We start from the raw sequence: 20,619 nt of genomic DNA on the forward strand, positions 1-20,619 counted from the left end.
ACGCCCTGCCCTCGAAGGAGAGGCTGTGATTAGAGCTCGTCCACGGAGCTGGGCTCCTCGTGGGTTAGGCTCACGCCCATATCTTCTGCTGCCCGGAAGCCTTCTTCCTCCGAGTCGCTCATTTCAATGGTCTTCCCGTCGGTAGAAAGTACCTCGACGTTCAGGCACAGTGACTGCATTTCTTTAATAAGAACCTTGAAGGATTCGGGGATACCCGGTTCGGGGATATTCTCGCCCTTGACGATCGCCTCGTAAACCTTCACACGACCGGCCACATCGTCAGACTTGACGGTCAAGATTTCCTGCAGGGTGTAGGCGGCGCCGTATGCTTCCAGCGCCCACACTTCCATCTCACCGAAGCGCTGACCACCGAACTGTGCCTTACCGCCCAACGGCTGCTGGGTAATCATCGAGTAAGGACCGGTGGAGCGAGCGTGAATCTTGTCGTCCACCAGGTGGTGCAGCTTCAGGATGTACTGGTAACCCACCGAAATCGGGTCAGGGAACGGCTCACCCGAACGACCGTCAATCAGACGTGCCTTGCCGGAGCGAGTAATCAGACGATCGCCGTCACGGTTCGGATTCGCGTGATCCATCAAGTCGAAGAGCTCGTCCTCATGAGCGCCGTCGAACACGGGGGTCGCCAGGCGGGTGGGTCCGGATTCCTTCGGGAAGTTCGGCATATTCTTCAGCCACGCCGGGTCACCCTCAATCTTCCAACCCTGCTTAGCGAGCCAGCCGGTGTGAACCTCAAGCACCTGACCGATGTTCATACGACCGGGCACGCCCAACGGGTTCAGAATGACATCAACGGGAGTACCGTCTTCCAAGAAGGGCATATCTTCGACCGGCAGGATCTTGGAAATAACGCCCTTGTTACCGTGGCGACCTGCAAGCTTGTCGCCGTCGGTAATCTTACGCTTCTGCGCAACGTACACGCGCACAAGCTTGTTAACGCCCGGGGGCAGATCGTCTTCATCGTCGCTTTCGCGGTCGAAGATGCGAACGCCGATCACGGTACCGGATTCACCGTGGGGAACCTTCAGAGAAGTATCACGAACTTCGCGGGACTTCTCGCCGAAGATTGCGCGCAGCAGGCGCTCTTCAGGGGTCAGCTCGGTCTCGCCCTTGGGGGTTACCTTACCGACCAGGATGTCGCCAGCCTCAACCTCGGCACCAATGTGGATAATACCGCGGTCATCCAGTGCAGAGAGAACTTCCTCAGAAACGTTGGGAATATCGCGGGTAATTTCTTCGGGACCCAGCTTGGTGTCACGAGCGTCAATTTCGTGCTCTTCGATATGAATCGAGGTCAGCACGTCCTCGGAAACCATGCGCTGGGAGAGGATAATCGCATCCTCATAGTTCAGACCTTCCCAGGGCATGTATGCCACGAGCAGGTTCTTACCCAGAGCGAGCTCACCGCCGTCGGTCGAAGGGCCGTCCGCGATAACGTCACGCTCCTCCACACGCTGACCGGCCTTCACCACAACACGCTGGTTGTAGCAGTTGCCCGGGTTCGAACGGGAGAACTTCATGATCGGGTACGAGCTGGTGGTGCCGTCATCGTTGCGGACCAACACCAGATCGGCCGATACCTCGGATACCACGCCAGCCTTCTTCGCCAGCACGGAATCGCCGGAGTCAAGCGCAGCGTACTTCTCCATACCGGTACCAACGACGGGAGCCTCGGATTCCAACAGCGGCACAGCCTGGCGCTGCATGTTAGCGCCCATCAACGCACGGTTTGCGTCGTCGTGCTCAAGGTAGGGAATTAGAGCGGTTGCCACAGACACCATCTGACGCGGGGAAACGTCCATGTACTGCACAGCGCCAGGGGCAACCAGCACGGCCTCGCCAGAACCATCGCCTGCACGGCAGAGAACCTCGTCCTCAGCAAAGGTACGCTCGTTAGTCAGCGGGGCGTTTGCCTGCGCAATAATAACGCTCTTCTCGTCGTCGGCAGTCAGGTAACGCACCTTGTCGGTGACCTTACCATCTTCAACCACGCGGTAGGGGGTCTCGATAAAGCCGTAAGAGTTGATACGCCCGTAGGTTGCCAACGAACCGATCAGACCAATGTTCGGACCTTCAGGGGTTTCGATGGGGCACATACGACCGTAGTGCGAGGGGTGCACGTCGCGCACTTCCATGCCCGCGCGGTCGCGGGAAAGACCGCCGGGGCCCAGCGCCGAAAGACGACGCTTGTGGGTTAGCCCAGCCAGCGGGTTGTTCTGATCCATGAACTGCGAAAGCTGCGAAGTACCGAAGAACTCTTTAATCGCTGCCACCACAGGGCGGATGTTCACTAAGGACTGCGGGGTGATGGAATCAACGTCCTGAGTGGTCATACGCTCACGCACCACACGCTCCATGCGGGAAAGGCCGGTGCGAATCTGGTTCTCAATCAACTCGCCCACAGTGCGGATGCGGCGGTTACCGAAGTGGTCAATATCGTCGATATCGATCTTAACGGAAATTTCCTTGCCGTCACGCTTACCGGGGATGCTGCTCTCCTGAGCGTGCAGGGCGCACAGGTAGTGAATCATCTGAGCGATGTCGTCCTGGCTGAGTACCGATGCCTCGGGAGAATCAAGAGGAACATCTACACCGAGCTTACGGTTCACCTTGTAACGACCAACCTTCGCCAGATCATAGCGGCGCGGGGTGAAGTACATGTTGTCGAGCAACGCCTGTGCGGCCTCCACCGTCGGGGGCTCGCCCGGGCGGAGCTTACGGTAGATATCGAGCAGAGCCTCGTCCCGGGTTGAGACGGAGTCCTTCTCTAGGGTTGCACGAATAGAATCATAGTTCCCGAACTCGGCAAGAATCTTTGCCTCGGTCCATCCCAGAGCCTTCAACAGCACGGTCACGGACTGCTTACGCTTGCGGTCCAGGCGCACACCCACCTGATCGCGCTTGTCTATTTCAAGCTCAAACCATGCACCGCGCGAAGGAATAACGCGTGCTGAGTAGATGTCCTTATCGGAGGTGCGGTCGGGTGCCTTCTCGAAGTATGCACCGGGTGAACGCACCAGCTGGGAAACGACCACACGCTCGGTACCGTTAATCACGAAGGTACCGGATTCGGTCATGAGCGGGAAGTCGCCCATGAAGAGGGTCTGCTGCTTAACCTCACCGGTGGTCAGGTTCATGAATTCAGCTTTAACGTACAGGGGTGCCGCATAGGTTGCGTCACGATCCTTGCACTCTTCCATGGTGTACTTGGGATCAGAGAATTCCGGATCCGAGAAGGACAGCTGCATGGTTTCCTGGAAATCACGAATCGGGGAAATCTCCTCGAAGATCTCAGCAAGACCGGATTTCTCAGGTACAGAGGTGTCACCTGCTGCCTGGGCGTTTTCCAGACGCTTTGCCCAGCGTTCGTTACCCACGAGGCGGTCGAAGCTGTCGGTCTGGATAGCCAGCAGGTTGGGAACCTTCAACGGTTCACTAATTTTTGCGAATGAGATACGACGGTCGGAATTGTTTTCCGCACCGTTAGCGGCGTCATGGTTAGAGGTGCTCGAAGCGACCAAAATGGGGATCCTTCCACAGACATGTCTGTTAGCAATCTGCCTCCCGGCGACAGAGCCGTAAGACATCATGATGAAGACCCCGAAAACGGTGTGCAAAGCTAGTAGATGTCGAACGGTTTAACGTCACCTTCAGCCCGTGCCCACCGCTATATGAAGGCACAAAGGTCAGGGAAAGCGTAAATATTAACAATACACTATGCTCGCGCGTTTGTCTACCACACCCGTACAGCAGATGCAAGCGCCGGATTCAAGTGAGCTTTTTATAGCCCTTCCGGAAGTTTCCGCAGTATATCTCCTAGGCTTTTGAAATAGCATATGAGCGCACTCTTACGCTCCCCTGCTAAGCCTATTCTTCGCGCAAGAAAATACTGCCGTCAGGGTTGGTGTAAGACTCAACCGCCATACCCACTTTCACCAGTTTCGTGCCGTTTTGGAGCACCATCATCATACCGTGCTCAATATCCCACTCGGTCTCGGCTTCCACTACAATCAGCACATTGTTATTGTCCCAGGCAACCGTGCACCGATCCCAGATGGGATCCACAAGAGTCCACACCTGAGATTCGGGAATATCCGGCAAGTATTGTTCCCAGTCGTACTCATCCGCCATATCAAAATACATACGGTAGAACTGGTACACATAAGGGGTTGCCTGGGCAAAAATATCGGTATCGGGTGAGCGGAGGTTGTCAATCGCGGCACGAATACGCTGCCAACCCGGCAGAGTCAAGAGCCTTCATATCGAAACTAAACGTTACCGATGCCTTCTTGGGCGCAGGCACGTCCACCGGGTCACTCACATAGAGCATGGTACCAACAAACGGTTGGGTGGGAGACCGCCAGTCTTTCGCCGTACCGGTAACCGCTCGACCAGTGTTCTAACCGACTGCACAATAAAGATAAAGAAAACGCTCGCCCCGAATGCCCCTGCGGCTTCCGGGCGAGCGCTCCCCTACCATTTTGGAGCTAACATTCCACCACGTTAACCGCCAGGCCACCCATTGAGGTTTCCTTGTAACGGTGTGACATATCCATGCCGGTTTGGCGCATCGTTTCGATCACTTGGTCTAGGGAAACACGATGCGCACCATCACCGCGCAGCGCCATGCGTGCCGCCGTGACTGCGTTCGACGCGGCCATCGCGTTGCGTTCAATGCACGGAATCTGCACCAACCCGCCCACAGGGTCACAGGTCAGCCCCAGGTTATGCTCCATCGCAATCTCTGCGGCGTTTTCAATCTGCTCGTTCGTACCGCCCAAAACCTGAGCAAGACCGGCGGCGGCCATCGAGCTGGCGCTGCCGACCTCTCCCTGGCATCCCACCTCGGCACCGGAAATTGAGGCACGCTTCTTATACAGCACCCCGATCGCGGCGGCAGCCAAGAAAAAGTCGATCACCGCATCCTCACGCTTGCCCCGACCGCAATGCCGTATTCCGGGCGTATAGTTCATCGCATAGTGCAAAACCGCCGGAATAATGCCGGATGCACCATTCGTCGGCGCCGTCACCACGCGGCCACCAAACGCATTCTCTTCGTTCACGGCGAGCGCGATTAGGTTCACCCAGTCGATGGCGTATTCGGGTGATTTATTGGGGTCTTCGGTCATTAGGTCGCGGTGCCATGCCCCGGCGCGGCAACGTACTTTGAGGGGCCCAGGCAGGTAACCAACACGCGATAGTGAAGACCCGATGCATTCCTTCATAACCTTGTAGATGTGCAGAATTCCTTGGCGTACCTCAGCCTCGCTGCGAAGCGAACACTCGTTTGTCATTTTGAGCTGGGCAATACTCATCCCGGTCTCGTTCGCCATGTCTAAGAGCTCGGCGCCGGAACCGAACGGGTAGGGTGGGCGTTCTAGGGATGCTCCCCCGGTTGCGGGCTCGTCACCTTCGACAATAAATCCACCACCGATGGAAAAATAGGTGCGCTCCAAAAGCATCTTCTCGCCCTCGAATGCGGCGATCTTAATACCGTTTGTGTGGCGCGGAAGCACTGTTAGGGGACGCAGGGTTATATCGAGTTCTCGGTAGTTCAGAACCGGTCCGTAAACTTTGCCCTCCTCGCCGCAGGGAGCCGTCGCACCGTACATACTGGAAGGATACCCGGCGAGCGGCAGAGTGCCGTCCACGCTATTACGCTCGATCATGGCGTCTGCCTCGGTGAGGCAGATAGTTTCGGGCACATGCCCGCACAACCCTTTGAGCGCCGCGCTCATGGTGCCGTGCCCTGCCCCGGTTGCGGCGAGTGATCCATACAGGTCGATATGCACTTTCGTGATGCGTGAGAGCAGGTTGGTGTCAATAAGTTCGGCGATAAAACGGTTGGAGGCGCGCATCGGCCCTACGGTGTGGGAGCTGGAAGGACCTATGCCGATGCTAAAGAGCTCGAACACGCTGATATCGTATTCGAGCGCTTCGGCTTGTTTTTGCACACTACTTGGAACGCCAGTATCTAGTGCCACATTATTCCTTCATCTGTGTGAGTATGCGCTTGCCCGCCAGGTTTTATATGCGGCGGTTCGTCCGTTTGTTGGGATTAGCTTCTGGGAGTACACCTGTAGGTTCTCCCGATGTAACCGCCCGAAGACGGTATGCAGCCTTCATTGTCTGCTGGTTTTCCCTGAGGTTTATGCTCACCGAGCATCTTGCAACCTGCTGAGTTCATCCTAGCTTACTTCAAGTCATGGATAAACTAAGGCGACATTATGTTTGCGTGCGCGCCCGGGCTTTTGCCTGGACGATAAACTTCGAGTCGATATACCGACACAGGCATGCTGAAGGGCGGGTAAATATACTTCAGCACATTCACCCGCCCTATGCCTCTTGCTCGGGTTACCTGAGATGAAGCAGTATTTACTTCTCGCGCTTGTAGAACGGAAGCGAGACCACGTCGAAAGTTGCACGCTTACCGCGAATATCCACGTCCACCTCGGAACCGACCTCGGAGAATTCGCGCTTCACCAATGCCATTGCTATCGGGTAACCCAGGGTCGGGGAAGGAATACCGGAGGTTACCTCACCGATTTGATTACCCTCGGCATCGACGAGGAACGAACCCGCACGTGCCGGGCGCTTTGCCTGGGCTTTCAGTCCAACCAGAATACGCTCCGACGGGGACTTCGCCAGTTCGGTCAGGGCGGTACGACCCACGAAATCGACGGCCTTCTTCTCCAAAGCGATCTCAACTAAACGGCCCAAACCGGACTCGAAGGGGGTAATGTCCAGGCCCAGCTCGTGACCGTAAAGCGGCATACCAGCTTCCAGACGCAGCGAATCGCGTGCCGCCAAACCTGCCGGGGTCAAGCCGAAGGGCTCACCTGCGGCGGAGAGCGCATCCCACAGTTTCACAGCGTTGGCGTTCGGTACGAAGAGCTCGAAACCGTCCTCGCCGGTGTAGCCGGTACGTGCCAGAAGTACATCTACTCCGGCGATGGTGACCGGAACGGAAGCGTAGTATTTGAGCTCACGTACCGCATCCTCATCTGAGGCACCAGCCGCAAGCAGAATTTCTTCGGCACGCGGTCCTTGCACAGCAATTAGGGAGGTGTCGTCAGATTCGTTGACGAACTTCACATCAAAATTACCCAGACGCTCGCTCATGGCCGCAAAATCGTTATCAATGTTGGCGGCATTGGGCACAACCAAGAATTCTTCGTCGCCCAAGCGGTAGGTGATAAGGTCGTCAATCACGCCGCCCTTGTCGTTGGCGAGAATCGAGTACTTGGCGCGACCGGGCTTGAGTACGGACATGTTGGAGACCAGAGCGTAGTCGAGGAATGCAGCGGCATCGGGCCCGGTGATGCGGAACTCGCCCATGTGGGAGAGGTCGAAAATACCGGCGCGGGTGCGCACAGCCTGATGCTCGGCAACATCGTTGGCGTATTTGAGCGGCATATCCCAGCCGCCGAAGTCGGTGAATGCGGCTCCTAGCTTTTCGTGGACGGGGTAGAGTGCGGTCTTCTTGGGTGACATGTTTCTCCTTAGTACTTAGTACATAGTCAGATACACTGCTTTGTGCCAGAACGGTTTATACCAGAACGATTATTCTTGTTTTTAAGAACATTCATTCTATTTTATGTGTGTACGGTAAGCCTTCCGGGCGCCCCGCTCCCCCGCCTCCTAACAAACAGGCGAAAAACGCGGGACACACAGAAGTTCATCGAATCATCGAAGCTACTCGGCGTGAGCTTCAAGATCGAATGCCTCCATCGGAGGGCATTCGCAGACAAAGTGACGGTCTCCGCCCGCACCGTCAATACGACCCACAGGTGTAAAGTACTTATTGGCGCGAAGCGAAGGAACCGGGAAGGCAGCCTGGGTACGGCTATACGGGCGGTTCCACTCGTCGGCAGAAACAACATCCACCGTATGCGGAGCGTTGCGCAGCACAGAATCTTCCACTGCGACCTTGCCTTCGGCAACCTCAAGAATTTCGCCGTAGATAGTCTCCATCGCCTCAATAAAGCGATCGAGTTCTTCCTTCGACTCCGATTCGGTCGGCTCCATCATCAAAGTTCCCGGAACTGGGAATGCCAGAGTAGGCGCGTGGAAACCGAAGTCCATCAGACGCTTACACACGTCTTCGGCGGTCACATGGGAGCGGTCGGTAAGCTCACGAATATCTAGGATGCACTCGTGACCCACCAGGTTTGCGTTGCCGGTGTAGAGCACAGGGAACTTATCGTTGAGCTTTTTCGCCACGTAGTTTGCGTTCAGCACCGCGTATTCCGAGGACTTTTTCAAGCCCTCAGCACCGCTCATAGCAATGTACATCCAGCTGATGGGAAGCACACCAGCAGAGCCAAAGAACGCCTGCGCAATCGGAAGTGCCGCACCGCTAGGCAGCTTGCCTTCGGCATCCGCAGTCGCGGCATCGCCGGGAAGGTACTTCGCCAGATGCTCACGAGCAGCAAGAGGCCCAACACCGGGACCGCCACCGCCGTGTGGGATGGAGAAGGTCTTGTGCAGGTTCAGATGGGAAATATCGCCGCCGAACTTACCCGGCTGTGCGAAGCCCATCTGCGCGTTCAGGTTTGCACCATCCAGGTAAACCTGACCGCCCGCGGCATGCACAAGCTCGCAAACCTCAGATACCTGAGGCTCAAACACGCCGTGCGTCGAGGGATAAGTAATCATGATGCCAGCGATCTTATCGCCGTACTTCTCGATCTTCGCCTTCAGATCATCAACATCAATCGAGCCGTCGGATGCGGTCGCCACACCCGCAACCTTAAGCCCGGCAAGTGCTGCGGACGCGGCATTCGTGCCGTGCGCCGAAAGCGGAATAAGCACGGTATCACGCTCGTGATCACCGTTAGCCTCGTGGTAGGCACGAATAGCACGCAGACCACCATACTCACCGGTTGCACCGGAGTTCGGCTGCAAAGACACGACATCGTATCCGGTGATAGCGACCAGCCAGTCGGAAAGTTCCTTGATGAGCTTATGCCAGCCCTGAGCCTGATCGGCGGGTGCAAGCGGGTGAATATTCGCAAATTCGGGCCAGGAAATCGGTTCCATTTCCGCAGCCGCGTTGAGTTTCATAGTGCACGAACCCAGAGGAATCATCGTGCGGTCCAGAGCCAAATCCTTATCAGAGAGGTGGCGCAGGTAACGCATCATCTCGGTCTCGGAATGGTACCTATGGAAGACGGGATGCTGCATATACTCATCGGTACGGAGCAGATTTGCGGGAATGCTGAACTTGGCATCTGCCTCGGAGGGAAGTTCTGCGCCAAATGCCTTTACCAGACGCTCCAAAACCCGGTCATCATGAGATTCACCGACCGAAATACCCACGCGGTTCTCGTTGATACGGCGAATGTTAATACCAGCCTCAAGCGCCTTGGCAACGAGCTCATCTGCGCGAGCCGGTGCATCAATCACCACGGTGTCAAAGAAATGCTCATAGGCAATACCGTATCCGGCGCTTTCCAGGGCTGTCGCTACACGAGCCGCGTTAGTATGCAGACGTTCGGCAATAGCGCGCAGCCCCTCGGGACCGTGATACACAGCGTAAGCACCGGCCACAATCGCCAGCAAAGCCTGAGCGGTACAGATATTACTGGTAGCCTTCTCGCGACGGATGTGCTGTTCGCGGGTCTGCAGAGACAAACGGTAAGAAGGCTTACCGGCGGAATCCTGCGACACACCGACCAGACGGCCCGGCATAGTGCGTTCCATGCCCTTATGCACAGCCATGTAGGCGGCATGCGGACCACCAAAGAAGAACGGCAGACCAAAACGCTGGGTATTGCCCACGGCAATATCGGCACCGAGTTCCCCCGGAGACTTCAGCAGGGTGAGCGCCAGAAGATCGGCATCCACGGTCACTAGGGCGTTACGTTCCTTAGCCGCCTTCACCAGCGGTTCAATGTCACGAATTTCCCCGTCGGATGCGGGGTATGCAAGCACCACACCGTACAGATCGCCCTCGGGCAGCCCCTCCGAGAAATCGGTGACCACAAACGGAATGTCAAGAAGTTCGGCACGACCGCGTACCACAGCAAGAACCTGCGGCAGGCACCGAGAATCAATCGCGAAGAAACCATTCTTAACCTTACGGTTGGCGCGGTGCATCATCACAACCGCCTCCGCAACCGCGCTTGCCTCATCGAGTAGGGAAGCATTCGCAATATCCAGGCCGGTGAGTTCCATAACCACGTTCTGGAAATTCAGCAGAGCCTCCAGACGACCCTGCGAAATTTCAGCCTGGTAGGGGGTGTACGAGGTGTAAAATCCGGGGTTTTCAAGAATATTGCGGCGCAGAACGGCGGGGGTTACGGCATCGTAATAGCCTTCGCCAATCATCTGTGTATAAACTTTGTTCTCGGCGGCATACTCGGCGATCTTGGCGAGTGCATCCTGCTCTGTCAACGGATCGGGAAGATCAAGCTCGCCGTGAAGGCGAATCTGAGGCGGGACAGCGTCGTCCATCAGAGCTCCCAGGGAATCGTATCCCAGGGCTTTGAGCATATGCTCAGCGTCTGCGGAACGGGGGCCGAGATGACGGTCAATGAAAGACATAATATCTTCTCCTATTCGGCGCAAACCGTTAGCGGTTCACAACGGTGCTGTTGTGTATATACAGTACTAATTTTCCCATATTGTGTGCTCAAACTTCTAGCTACATATGCCCTGTGACACGCATGTTATAAGGGTTTATCGGGCGTACATGCGATCACCCGTTACGGCACGGCGAATGATTTCTTACCGCCACATACCAGGAGCGTCATCCCCCACTCTGGCGGCAGCCGTCACAGGAAAGAGCATCTGCCCATTAAAGTAGCTGTTTACGGCGGCGTCATAGGCTGCACCCATCACCAGCGGCGGGAAGAACCCGCCCAGACCACCGGCGGCAGCCAAAACCTGCATCGTAATCAATAAATTAGAGGTATCTAAATTCAGAGCCATCTGTTCCGAAATTGTGATCGCCACCCCACAATTTGGTTTTAGGGTACGAAACTCACGTAAAAAGCTCTGGCCGCTCCCCCAGAGTAGGGAACGGCCAGAGCCATGGAAACAAGCAATTGAGTGAAAAACTCAGCTACTACTTCGCTGCGGCATCAGCCTTATGATGTTCCGGCTTACCGCCATGCTTGACCAAGAATGCCGAGGCAAAGGCCACAGCTGCAGTTACAGCCAACAGAGTTAGACCGATAAAGTAGTTACGATGTGCGGCATCGTAGGTTGCACCCATCACCAGCGGCGGGAAGAAGCCGCCAAGAGCGCCGGCAGCAGCGATCACGCCGGAGACCGCACCCACGTTCTTCGGGTCAGCCGCGCGGCCAACCCAACCGAAGACCGAGCCGGAACCCAAGCCCAGCAGAGCTGCCATCGCCAAGAAGATAGGACCATAAACATGCTCAGCATCCGGTTGGAATGCGGTAACCAGAGCCAAAGCCGATACGCCACCCAGTGCAATGAAGGTAATGATCTTCGGACCAAACTTATCAGCCAAGATACCGCCGAAGGGACGAGCGATCACGGCAGCCGCCGCGAAGCCTGCGGCACGAGCACCAGCATCTTCAGGGTTGAAACTGTAGATATTGTTCAGGTAGGTGGGCAGATAGTTCGAGAACGCCACGAAGCCACCGAATACTACCGAGTACAGGAAGCACAGCTGCCAGGTTGACTTCACCTTGAACGCCCGAATGATCTTCGGCATCAGCGGGGTAACCTCGCGGTTAGCGGTAGCCGGTGAATCACGCAGGAACAAGAACGAGATGACGGCGGTTACCGCGCACAGAGCCGCAATGATGTAGTGGGTATTCATATAACCCACGAGGTTCATCAGGCGCGGGGTAAAGAACGCCGACAGAGCGGTACCGACCATACCAGCACCGAAAACACCGGTTGCAAAGCCCTTACGAGCGGGCGGGTACCAAGCGGAGCTGAACGGAATACCCACCGCGAACACGGTACCGGCGATACCCAGCAGGAATGAGAAGACCAACATCAGGGGGAACGACTTCATCGAACCGGCAACACCGACCAAGAGCACCAGCGGAGCGCTGACGGCAAGTACCAGGCTCATCATGATGCGCCCACCGTACTTATCGGTTAGACCACCAACCGGAATACGCCCAATCGCACCAATAAAGATAGGCATAGCAACCAGCAAACTCGTGGTTCCCGGGTTCAAATGCATCTGATCCGGCTTGGCGTAGTACTTCGCAAGCGGACCGACAATCGTCCACGCCCAGAACCCAACGGTCGAGGCGAAGGTAACCAGCAGCAGGTTAAAAAGCTGCCCCTTTTTTAGGTCGTAACTCTCAGCAGTGGGAGCACTCATGATTCCTCTTTGTGTTATGTGTTGTGTGTATATTGTTAGCGATTGACGCGCTCACGTGGGAGCGCCTCTTGCGGGTTGTCCCAACCACGACGTGCGCCCACGCGCTCATTGCCGCGAGAACGGTAGATGGTGTAGGGACGGAACAGGTAGTGCAGCGGCACAGTCAGTGCATGCACCAAACGAGTGAAAGGCCAGATAATGAACAGCACCATAGCCACAATGATGTGAATCTTGAAGGCGACAGGCACATTCACCATCAGCGCTACCTCCGGGTGGAAGTAGAAGATAGAACGGAACCACACCGCAATGGAGGTGCGGTAGTTGAACTCCACCTCATGCCCGTTAACCGGGGGCAGACCGCCTGAGGGGTCAAAAGCGGAAATCAAAGTTGCGGCGGTACCCGCCAGAATGACGGCGACCAGCACAAAGTACATAAACTTATCGTTCATCGTCGTTGCAGAGAAAACCTGTGCGTTACGACGACGACGCCACAGAAGCAGGAACAAACCAAGAATAGTTGCTGCAGCGGCTGCGGAACCGCCCAACAAAGCGACAATGTGATAAGTGTGGTCGTCCACCACGAGGTCTGTGAGCATCTTAGGTACCACTAGGCCGCCCACGTGTCCCATAAACACGGCGGCTAGACCATAGTGGAATAGAGGCGATCCCAGACGCAGCATCTTGGATTCATAAATCTGTGATGATCGAGTGGTCCAGCTAAACTGATCGGTACGGTAACGCCAAATAGTGCCGCCGATCAGAACAAGAATAGTGACATAGGGAAGCACGCCCCACAGGAGGGTGTCTACAATCCCCGGCTCGCCGACAGGCACCGCATGTGCTGCGTGCTCGGATGCGAGTGCGTACACGATGTACTCCTAATTTGAGGGGTCTAAATATTATTAGGGTTAACTTGGGTCAGCCGCGGATCGGCATACCCGCTCAGACCAACGGTCTCAACGGGCGGGCCATAACCCGCCATCTGCTGCACCTGTTCCTGAGTCTCGGGAGAGACACCGGGGAGGGTATTGCAGATACTCTGTAATAACCCGTAGTGTGGGAGGTTTCCGTCCCGAAGCGCTAAACGAAGCAGCTCCAATGAGGGACGGTATGCTTGAAGCGCTGCGCGACCCTGGCGACGATCCACCAGCGCCGCAAACTCCAAGACGAGAGGTAAATAGTCGGGAAGTTCCCCGTTAAGGCGGGTGAGCATCCCCGAATCGCGATACATTTTCTTAAATCGAAGAAGGGTTTCGCCGCGACGGCGAGTATCGCCATCCGTCCAGTAAGAAAGGTGCAGAGCGTGCCTGCGGGAGAGGTCGTATTCCTGCACGTAGTCGCTCTGAACTTCTTCAAGCTCGCGAGCCGTAAGCCAATCCGCAACGGTTTGCACGGCCTGCACGAAATCGGGATTCTCAGTTGCCTGCGCCAACCGCGTAAACTCCGGCAGAAGATCAAGAGTTTCTTCCGTCGGATAGCTCAACAGCATGCCGCTGACCTGGTAAATCACCGAGTCTCGGTCTTCACCTGCACCATAGTCACGATCAAACGGATCAATGTCATCGCGCGCGGCTTGCGCCGATTCCGGGGTATTCCCGGAATCGGCTTTGCCCATAAGCTTGGAAAAGAATCCAGCCACTACTTACTTCTTTCCGGTGGTATTCGGGAACAGACCATCCGGACGCGAGTTCCCATCCCAGCTAAAGAGGCTCACCTTGTTAGAGCTCTCATATACGCCAGTCGAAACGGGGGTCGGGCGACCTTCCATGTCATTGAATGCGTCACCGTACATGCCGGGGCCACCATCAACGCTCAGCGAGCATCCCATCTCTTCGAGGTTGTGCGCATCTTCCATATGAGCCGGAGGAATCACATAACGCTCGTTGTACTTAGCAATCGCCATCAGACGGTACATTTCGTACATCTGTGCACCGGTCATACCTACCGAGTTTGCGATCTCCTCATTGCCTTCGCCGCCCAAATTAATGTCACGCATGTAGGCGCGCATTGCGGCTAGGCGCTTGAGAACAAAGGTCACGACCTCGGTATCGCCAGCGGTAAACAGCTCAGCAAGGTATTCAACGGGGATGCGCAGCGCCTCGATCGCGCCGAACAGGTTCTGGCTGTTCTCAGCATCGTGTCCCTGGTCCTTGAGCAGATCCACAATCGGCGACAGCGGCGGAACGTACCAGACCATCGGCATGGTGCGGTATTCGGGGTGCAGTGGAAGCGCAACCTTCCATTCCTTCGCCAGCTTGTACACGGGCGACTTCTGGGCTGCGGTAATCCACGCCTCGGGAATATCGTTCTCGCGTGCCAAACGAATAATCTCGGGATCCGAAGGATCGAGCATAAGCGAAAGCTGCGACTCGTACAGATCCTTCTCATCGGCAACGGATGCTGCTTCAGTCACGCGGTCTGCATCGTAGAGGAAGATACCGATGTAGCGCATACGACCCACGCAGGTCTCGGCACATACGGTCGGAATACCGGCCTCGATACGGGGGTAGCAGAACGTACATTTCTCTGCCTTACCCGTCTTGTGGTTGAAGTACACCTTCTTGTAGGGGCAGCCGGTGATGCACTGACGCCAGCCACGGCAGCGATCCTGATCGACCAGCACGATGCCGTCCTCGGCTCGCTTGTAGATAGCGCCGGAGGGGCATGCCGCCATACAGGACGGGTTCAGGCAGTGCTCACAAATACGCGGCAGGTAGAACATGAAGGTCTGCTCGAACTCGAATTTAATCTTGTCCTCAGCCTTCTTGCGCACCTTCTCCACAAGCGGGTCAAGGTGACCGTGCTCGGGGGCGCCGCCCAGGTTATCGTCCCAGTTCAGGCCCCATTGAATCTTGGCGTCCTGACCGGTAATCATCGATACCGGCTTAGCCGCAGGGAAGTCATCGCCTAGAGGTGCGGTGGTGAGATTCTGGTAGTCGTAAGTCCAGGGCTCATAGTAGTCGCTGAGCTCGGGCTGAATCGGCGAGGCGAAAATGGAGAAGAGCTTCTGGAAGCGGTTACCGCTCTTGAGCTCCAGACGACCGCGCTTGTTCAGCACCCAGCCGCCCTTCCACTTTTCTTGGTCCTCGTAGCGGCGCGGGTAGCCCTGACCGGGGCGGGTCTCAACGTTGTTGAACCACACATACTCGGTACCGGAACGGTTTGTCCATGCCTGTTTACAGGTCACGGAGCAGGTGTGGCAGCCAATGCACTTATCAAGCGCCATCACCATTGCAACTTGTGCCATAACACGCATTAGAATGTAACCTCCTGCGACTTGCGACGGCGAATGTACGAGACAATGTCACGCTGGTTGCCGGTCGGTCCGAGATAGTTGAAGGCGAATGCCTGGTGTGCGTAGCCGCCAATCATATGGGTCGGCTTGAGTAGGATGCGGGTCATCGAGTTGTGAATACCGCCGCGTTTGCCGGTGGTTTCGGTCTTCGGCGTCATCATACGCTCCTGAGCGTGGTGCACGTAGCACACGCCCTCAGGCATACGGTGCGAAACAACCGCACGACCCACGAACACACCATTGGTGTTCACACATTCGATCCATTCGCCGTCCTTGACGCCGATCTTCTCGGCATCCTGGGGGCTCATCCAGGCAGTCTGACCACCGCGGAAGAGGGTCAGCATATGCTGGTTGTCGAAGTACTGGGAGTGGATAGCCCACTTGTTGTGCGGGGTTAGGTAACGCACTGCAACCGAAACGCCGTCGGTAGTACCGATTTCGGGTTCCTTGAAGAGCCCGGTCATATCCAGCGGGGGACGGTAAATCGGCAGTGCCTCGCCCATTTCGTGCATCCAGTCGTGATCCAAGAAGAAGTGCATACGACCGGTTAGGGTATGGAACGGCTTCTTCTTTTCAATGTTCACGGTGAACGGCGCGTAACGGCGACCGCCGGTTTCCGAACCGGACCACTCGGGAGAGGTTATCACGGGCTGTGGGGCTGCCTGGGTCATGGGGAAGGTAATCTTACGTTCCTCGTTACCCTCGGCAAGATCCATCAGGTGCAGACCGGTCTGCTTCTCAAGTTCCTTGAAGCCCTTAAGGGCCACCTCACCGTTGGAAGTACCAGAGATGCGCAGAATCGACTCGGCGAGCTTGGTGTCGGTATCCAGTGCAGGACGACCCGCGCCCTTACCGGAGTCCATCACACCAAATTCCTTCGCCATCTGAGCGACTTCGTCCTTCAGATCGTACGTCACGTATTTGGTGGTGGCACCAACCTTGTCGAAAAGCGGGCCTACAGAGGTGTACATATCGTACATCGCGCTGTAGTCGCGTTCGACAGTCATGAAGTTCGGCATGTTCTTACCGGGAACACCTGACATGCCGGGAGTGCTCTTCCAGTCGGGTGCATGACCGCCGGGCTGCTTGATTTGACCGGGGGTATCGTGCAGGAGCGGAACCGAAACAATATCCTTGCGGGTGCCCAGGTGCTTCTTGGCCTGGCGTGTGAACTCGTATGAGAGAGCCTTGAAGGTATCGTGATCGGTTCGTGCTTCCCACGGCGGGTCGATAGCAGGCGAGAACGCGTGCAGGAAGGGGTGCATATCGGTCGAGGAAATATCGTGCTTCTCATACCAGGTAGCGGTGGGGAGCACAACATCCGAAAGCAGGGTCGTGGTGGTCATACGGAAGTCCGAGGTGACCAGCAGATCGAGCTTGCCTTGCGGTGCTTCCTGGTACCAGGTGACCTCACGCGGAATGGATTCCTCGTGATCGGCGCCCTGCACGTTGTCCATGCTGCCGACAAGGTGCTTGAGGAAGTAGCTCTCACCCTTAGCGGAGGAGCCAAAGAGGTTCGAGCGCCACAGCATCAGGGTACGCGGCCAGTTCACGGGGTTATCGACGTCTTCGACAGAGAATTCAAGGTCGCCGGAGTTCAGGCGCTGTGCCACATAATCGGCATTATCCTTAGCTTCTCCGCGTGCTACCGCCGCCTCTGCCTTATCGGCGAGGTCGAGCGAGTTCTCGGGGAACTGCGGGTAGAACGGCATCCAGCCCATACGGGTGGATCGCGCGACAACATCCGCAGTGTGTACGCCTTTGAGCTCGCCAGTGCCCAGCGGGGACTGCAGGTAATCGGTGGAGTAACCGTCCTGGCGGAACTGGTCGGTATGCATGTACCAGAAACCGGTGCCGATCATATGACGCGGCGGGCGGCTCCAGTCCAAAGCGTTTGCCATATTGGTCAAACCGGTGAGCGGACGTGCCTTCTCCTGACCCACGTAGTGAGCCCAGCCGCCGCCGTTGCGGCCCTGGCAACCGGTCAGGTTCAGCAGAGCCAAGATAGCGCGGTAGGTTGTATCCGCATGGTACCACTGACAAATACCGGCACCGAAGATAATCATAGAACGACCGTGAGAGTCAATAGCGTTCTGCGCAAATTCGCGCGCCACGCGAATAACAGCCTCCGGCGGAACCGAAGTAATCTGCTCCTGCCATGCCGGGGTGTTCTGAATCGACCAGTCTTCGTAATCCTTGGCCCAGTCGCCGGGCAGTCCGGGGCGACCGATACCGTAGGTAGCAAGCATCAAGTCGAAGACGGTGGTAACTTCCTGACCCTCAACATAGGTGACGGGCACGCCGCGGGTCATGATGTCGCCGTGGCCCTTGGGGTTATCGAAGGTCGGCATCTTGATCTCGACAGCGGCGGACTCGCCCTGCGGCAGATCGCGAATCGAGAGAATGGGTTTGCGCCCGTCCAATTCAAGGTTCCATTTACCCTGATCGGATTCGGAGTAGCGGTGACCCATCGTACCGTTGGGAACAAAGACCTCGCCGGTTTCGCGATCCATCATGGCGGTCTTGAAATCGGCGTTTTCCTGGTGCTGCTCCCCCGCCAGGTATGCGGCGGTCAGGAACTTCGAGGGAACCTTCGTGCCGTCTTCACGAGTTTCGAGGGTAACCAAGAAGGGCAGGTCGGTGTAAGTCAGGGCAAAGTCTTCGAAGAACTCCACGCGCTGATCCACGTAATTTTCCTTGAGAATCACGTGACCCATAGCCATTGCGAGCGCAGCATCGGTACCTGCCTGTGCGGGCAACCATTCGTCGGCGAATTTGGTGTTGTCGGCATAGTCAGGGCTGACCGAGACAACCTTGGTGCCGCGGTAACGTACCTCGGCAACCCAGTGGGCATCCGGGGTACGGGTCACGGGAATGTTCGAACCCCACATGATCAGATAGGAAGCATCCCACCAGTCACCGGATTCGGGTACGTCGGTCTGATCGCCGAAGACCTGCGGGGAGGCCACGGGAAGGTCGGCGTACCAGTCGTAGAAGCTGGTCATCACACCGCCGATGAGCTGGATAAAACGCACACCGGCACTGAAGGAGACCATCGACATTGCGGGAATCGGAGTGAAGCCGGTGCAGCGGTCGGGTCCGTAGTACTTAATGGTGTGCACGTGGGCGGCGGCTACGATTTCGAGCGCTTCCGCCCAGGTGGAGCGCACCAATCCGCCTTTACCGCGCGCGCTGATGTAGCGGTTGCGTTTGACGGGGTCGGAGACGATGGAGTGGAATGCTTCAACCGGGTCGCTGTGCAGGGCTTTTGCTTCGCGGTACATTTCGAGGAGCAGACCGCGTACATAAGGGTATTTCACGCGGGTCGGCGAGTAGGTGTACCACGAGAATGCAGCGCCACGGGGGCATCCGCGCGGTTCGTATTCGGGGCGGTCGGGACCGACTGTGGGATAGTCGGTCTGCTGTGCTTCCCAGGTGATAATGCCGTCTTTGACATACACCTTCCATGAGCAGGAGCCGGTACAGTTCACACCGTGGGTTGAGCGAACTTCTTTATCATGGCTCCAGCGGTCGCGGTAGAAGGTATCGCCTTTGCGACCGCCTTCACGGAAAACCGCACGACCGTCATCAGTCTCGTCCCAGCGAGAGAAGAACTTACCGAATTTGATCAGCTGATCGGTAAGGGGTCCATCCGGACCTTTGGTCTGTGATGCTTGTTCCATACAGCCAATATATCGCAAAAATTGGTATGCCAAATACGATATAAAAATATTCTCTAATCCAGGAAATTCATAGGGTTATTCAGACTGTAAGCCATCCGGAAATTCCACCTACTAAAACACGCACGGGAGTATCTGTAGCGGCAGCAATATCCCGTGCTGCCTCCAACGCCCGTGTATATCCCGTGCAGTAGACCACAAGATATTTCGATGCGGGGTCAATTTTTTCGCGGATTTTCGCGGCAAGACGACCTTCGCGGGCAGCTTCCAAGATTTCTGTCAGCGGCAGATTAATTGCCCCATCAATCGCAAAAGAAGAAAACTCGATAGCTTCACGAACATCTATAAGGGTCATTTTTTCGTGCTGTAAAAGCTGCTGGGCTTGAACAGGGGTTATGTCTTCTAACTTTTGCGTGTGATGGTTACCCGTCAATTTTCCTGAATTATGACGAAATATTAAGTGATTTTTAGTGTCTTGACTCTCTTGAGGGTGAGTTTCTACCGATTTCTTAGGTTTTGCTTGCATCGAAGCTAAGAGAGGTATATATTCCCATTTTCCTGTTAACGCGGAGTATAGCCCAACCTCACCTAGCAGCGGCTTTCCGGAACCCGTGATGACCTTAATAGCCTCCATTGCCATCGCTGAGCCGACTACACCGGCGAGCGCCCCAATAATCCCGGCGGTACTGCACGAAGGAACGCTTCCCGGTGCGGGAGCCTGCGGGTAGAGGTCCTCATAGACCGGCCCGTGACCTGCCCAGAATACGCTGAGCTGTGCGTCGAAACCCAGGATTGCCGCCCAAATATGTGGGATGCCCAACTGTTGTGCCGCAGCCGAAACCGCGTAGCGGGCCTCAAAGTTATCGCTGCCGTCAAGCACCGCATCCGTGCCAGTGAGGAGAGTCAAAGCGTTACTGTCGGTGAGGCGTTCTCGGATAACGGTCACCGTGATGAAAGGGTTGAGCGCGCGCATCGTTTCGGCAGCCGACTCTGCCTTCGAGTTTCCCGCCCGTGCGTAGCTGTGAATGACCTGCCGGTGCAGGTTTGAGACCTCAATGGAATCATCGTCGATGATGATAATCTCGCCTACCCCGGCTCCCGCAAGATAGAGCAGGGCGGGGGCACCGAGCCCACCGGCACCGAGCACCGCAACCCGTGCTACCTTCAGCTTCAGCTGCCCCGCCATGCCGATCTCGGGCAGAATCAGCTGACGTGTATAGAAGGCACGTTCGGCCGCGCTCAACTGAGTTACGGGATCCGGCGCGGTTTCGGGGTCTGGGATAAAGCTCATCCTGATGGTATCTTTCGCG

The 20,619-nt window shown here is 56.4% G+C and carries 12 protein-coding genes; all 12 read right to left on the reverse strand.

The window, feature by feature from the left end; all coding sequences use genetic code 11:
* Positions 1-29: 29 nt before the first annotated feature.
* Positions 30-3,539, reverse strand: coding sequence for a DNA-directed RNA polymerase subunit beta (rpoB, locus tag HMPREF2981_RS03660; protein WP_004005296.1), 3,510 nt, complete (start codon positions 3,537-3,539; stop codon positions 30-32).
* A 346-nt stretch (positions 3,540-3,885) separates the two neighbouring features.
* Complete coding sequence (locus HMPREF2981_RS03665; RefSeq protein WP_246825240.1) at positions 3,886-4,269, reverse strand: DUF6985 domain-containing protein; 384 nt, start codon at positions 4,267-4,269, stop codon at positions 3,886-3,888.
* Positions 4,270-4,505: 236 nt separating this feature from the next.
* Positions 4,506-6,002: an L-serine ammonia-lyase gene (locus tag HMPREF2981_RS03670; protein ID WP_070660852.1), complete on the reverse strand. Its 1,497-nt coding sequence runs from the start codon at positions 6,000-6,002 to the stop codon at positions 4,506-4,508.
* Positions 6,003-6,393: 391 nt separating this feature from the next.
* Entirely contained in the window at positions 6,394-7,512 is a 1,119-nt protein-coding gene (gene gcvT / locus HMPREF2981_RS03675) for a glycine cleavage system aminomethyltransferase GcvT (protein WP_048754767.1), read from the reverse strand.
* Between the two features lie 201 nt (positions 7,513-7,713).
* Complete coding sequence (gene gcvP, locus HMPREF2981_RS03680; protein ID WP_070660855.1) at positions 7,714-10,566, reverse strand: aminomethyl-transferring glycine dehydrogenase; 2,853 nt, start codon at positions 10,564-10,566, stop codon at positions 7,714-7,716.
* Positions 10,567-10,749: 183 nt separating this feature from the next.
* The gene (locus HMPREF2981_RS03685; protein WP_070660858.1) at positions 10,750-10,953 is read right to left on the reverse strand and encodes a hypothetical protein; all 204 of its coding nucleotides are present in this window, start codon (positions 10,951-10,953) and stop codon (positions 10,750-10,752) included.
* Between the two features lie 136 nt (positions 10,954-11,089).
* Positions 11,090-12,334 carry an MFS transporter gene (locus HMPREF2981_RS03690; RefSeq protein WP_070660861.1) on the reverse strand — a complete coding sequence of 415 codons (1,245 nt, stop codon included), beginning with the start codon at positions 12,332-12,334 and terminating at the stop codon, positions 11,090-11,092.
* 35 nt (positions 12,335-12,369) lie between these two features.
* Positions 12,370-13,203, reverse strand: a complete 834-nt coding sequence (gene narI, locus HMPREF2981_RS03695; protein WP_070554026.1) for a respiratory nitrate reductase subunit gamma — start codon at positions 13,201-13,203, stop codon at positions 12,370-12,372.
* Positions 13,204-13,226: 23 nt separating this feature from the next.
* Positions 13,227-13,973 (reverse strand): nitrate reductase molybdenum cofactor assembly chaperone, encoded by a 747-nt coding sequence (gene narJ / locus HMPREF2981_RS03700; protein WP_070660863.1) that lies wholly within the window; start codon positions 13,971-13,973, stop codon positions 13,227-13,229.
* A 3-nt stretch (positions 13,974-13,976) separates the two neighbouring features.
* On the reverse strand, positions 13,977-15,590 hold the full coding sequence (narH, locus tag HMPREF2981_RS03705) for a nitrate reductase subunit beta (protein ID WP_048779649.1): 1,614 nt from the start codon (positions 15,588-15,590) through the stop codon (positions 13,977-13,979).
* Positions 15,590-19,312: a nitrate reductase subunit alpha gene (locus HMPREF2981_RS03710; protein ID WP_048779647.1), complete on the reverse strand. Its 3,723-nt coding sequence runs from the start codon at positions 19,310-19,312 to the stop codon at positions 15,590-15,592. The genes narH and HMPREF2981_RS03710 overlap by 1 nt, the downstream gene beginning before the upstream one ends.
* Positions 19,313-19,391: 79 nt before the next feature.
* Positions 19,392-20,600 carry a ThiF family adenylyltransferase gene (locus HMPREF2981_RS03715; RefSeq protein ID WP_048779645.1) on the reverse strand — a complete coding sequence of 403 codons (1,209 nt, stop codon included), beginning with the start codon at positions 20,598-20,600 and terminating at the stop codon, positions 19,392-19,394.
* Positions 20,601-20,619: the final 19 nt, after the last annotated feature.

It is taken from the genome of Rothia sp. HMSC069C01, assembly GCF_001814655.1.
Classification (GTDB): domain Bacteria; phylum Actinomycetota; class Actinomycetes; order Actinomycetales; family Micrococcaceae; genus Rothia; species Rothia dentocariosa.

Excerpts from the sequence above, each read along its gene's own strand:
- gcvT (WP_048754767.1), bottom strand. The coding sequence starts at position 7,512 with ATGTCACCCAAGAAGACCGCACTCTACCCCGTCCACGAAAAGCTAGGA.
- gcvP (WP_070660855.1), bottom strand. The coding sequence starts at position 10,566 with ATGTCTTTCATTGACCGTCATCTCGGCCCCCGTTCCGCAGACGCTGAG.
- HMPREF2981_RS03685 (WP_070660858.1), bottom strand. The coding sequence starts at position 10,953 with ATGGCTCTGAATTTAGATACCTCTAATTTATTGATTACGATGCAGGTT.
- HMPREF2981_RS03690 (WP_070660861.1), bottom strand. The coding sequence starts at position 12,334 with ATGAGTGCTCCCACTGCTGAGAGTTACGACCTAAAAAAGGGGCAGCTT.
- narH (WP_048779649.1), bottom strand. The coding sequence starts at position 15,590 with ATGCGTGTTATGGCACAAGTTGCAATGGTGATGGCGCTTGATAAGTGC.
- HMPREF2981_RS03710 (WP_048779647.1), bottom strand. The coding sequence starts at position 19,312 with ATGGAACAAGCATCACAGACCAAAGGTCCGGATGGACCCCTTACCGAT.
- HMPREF2981_RS03715 (WP_048779645.1), bottom strand. The coding sequence starts at position 20,600 with ATGAGCTTTATCCCAGACCCCGAAACCGCGCCGGATCCCGTAACTCAG.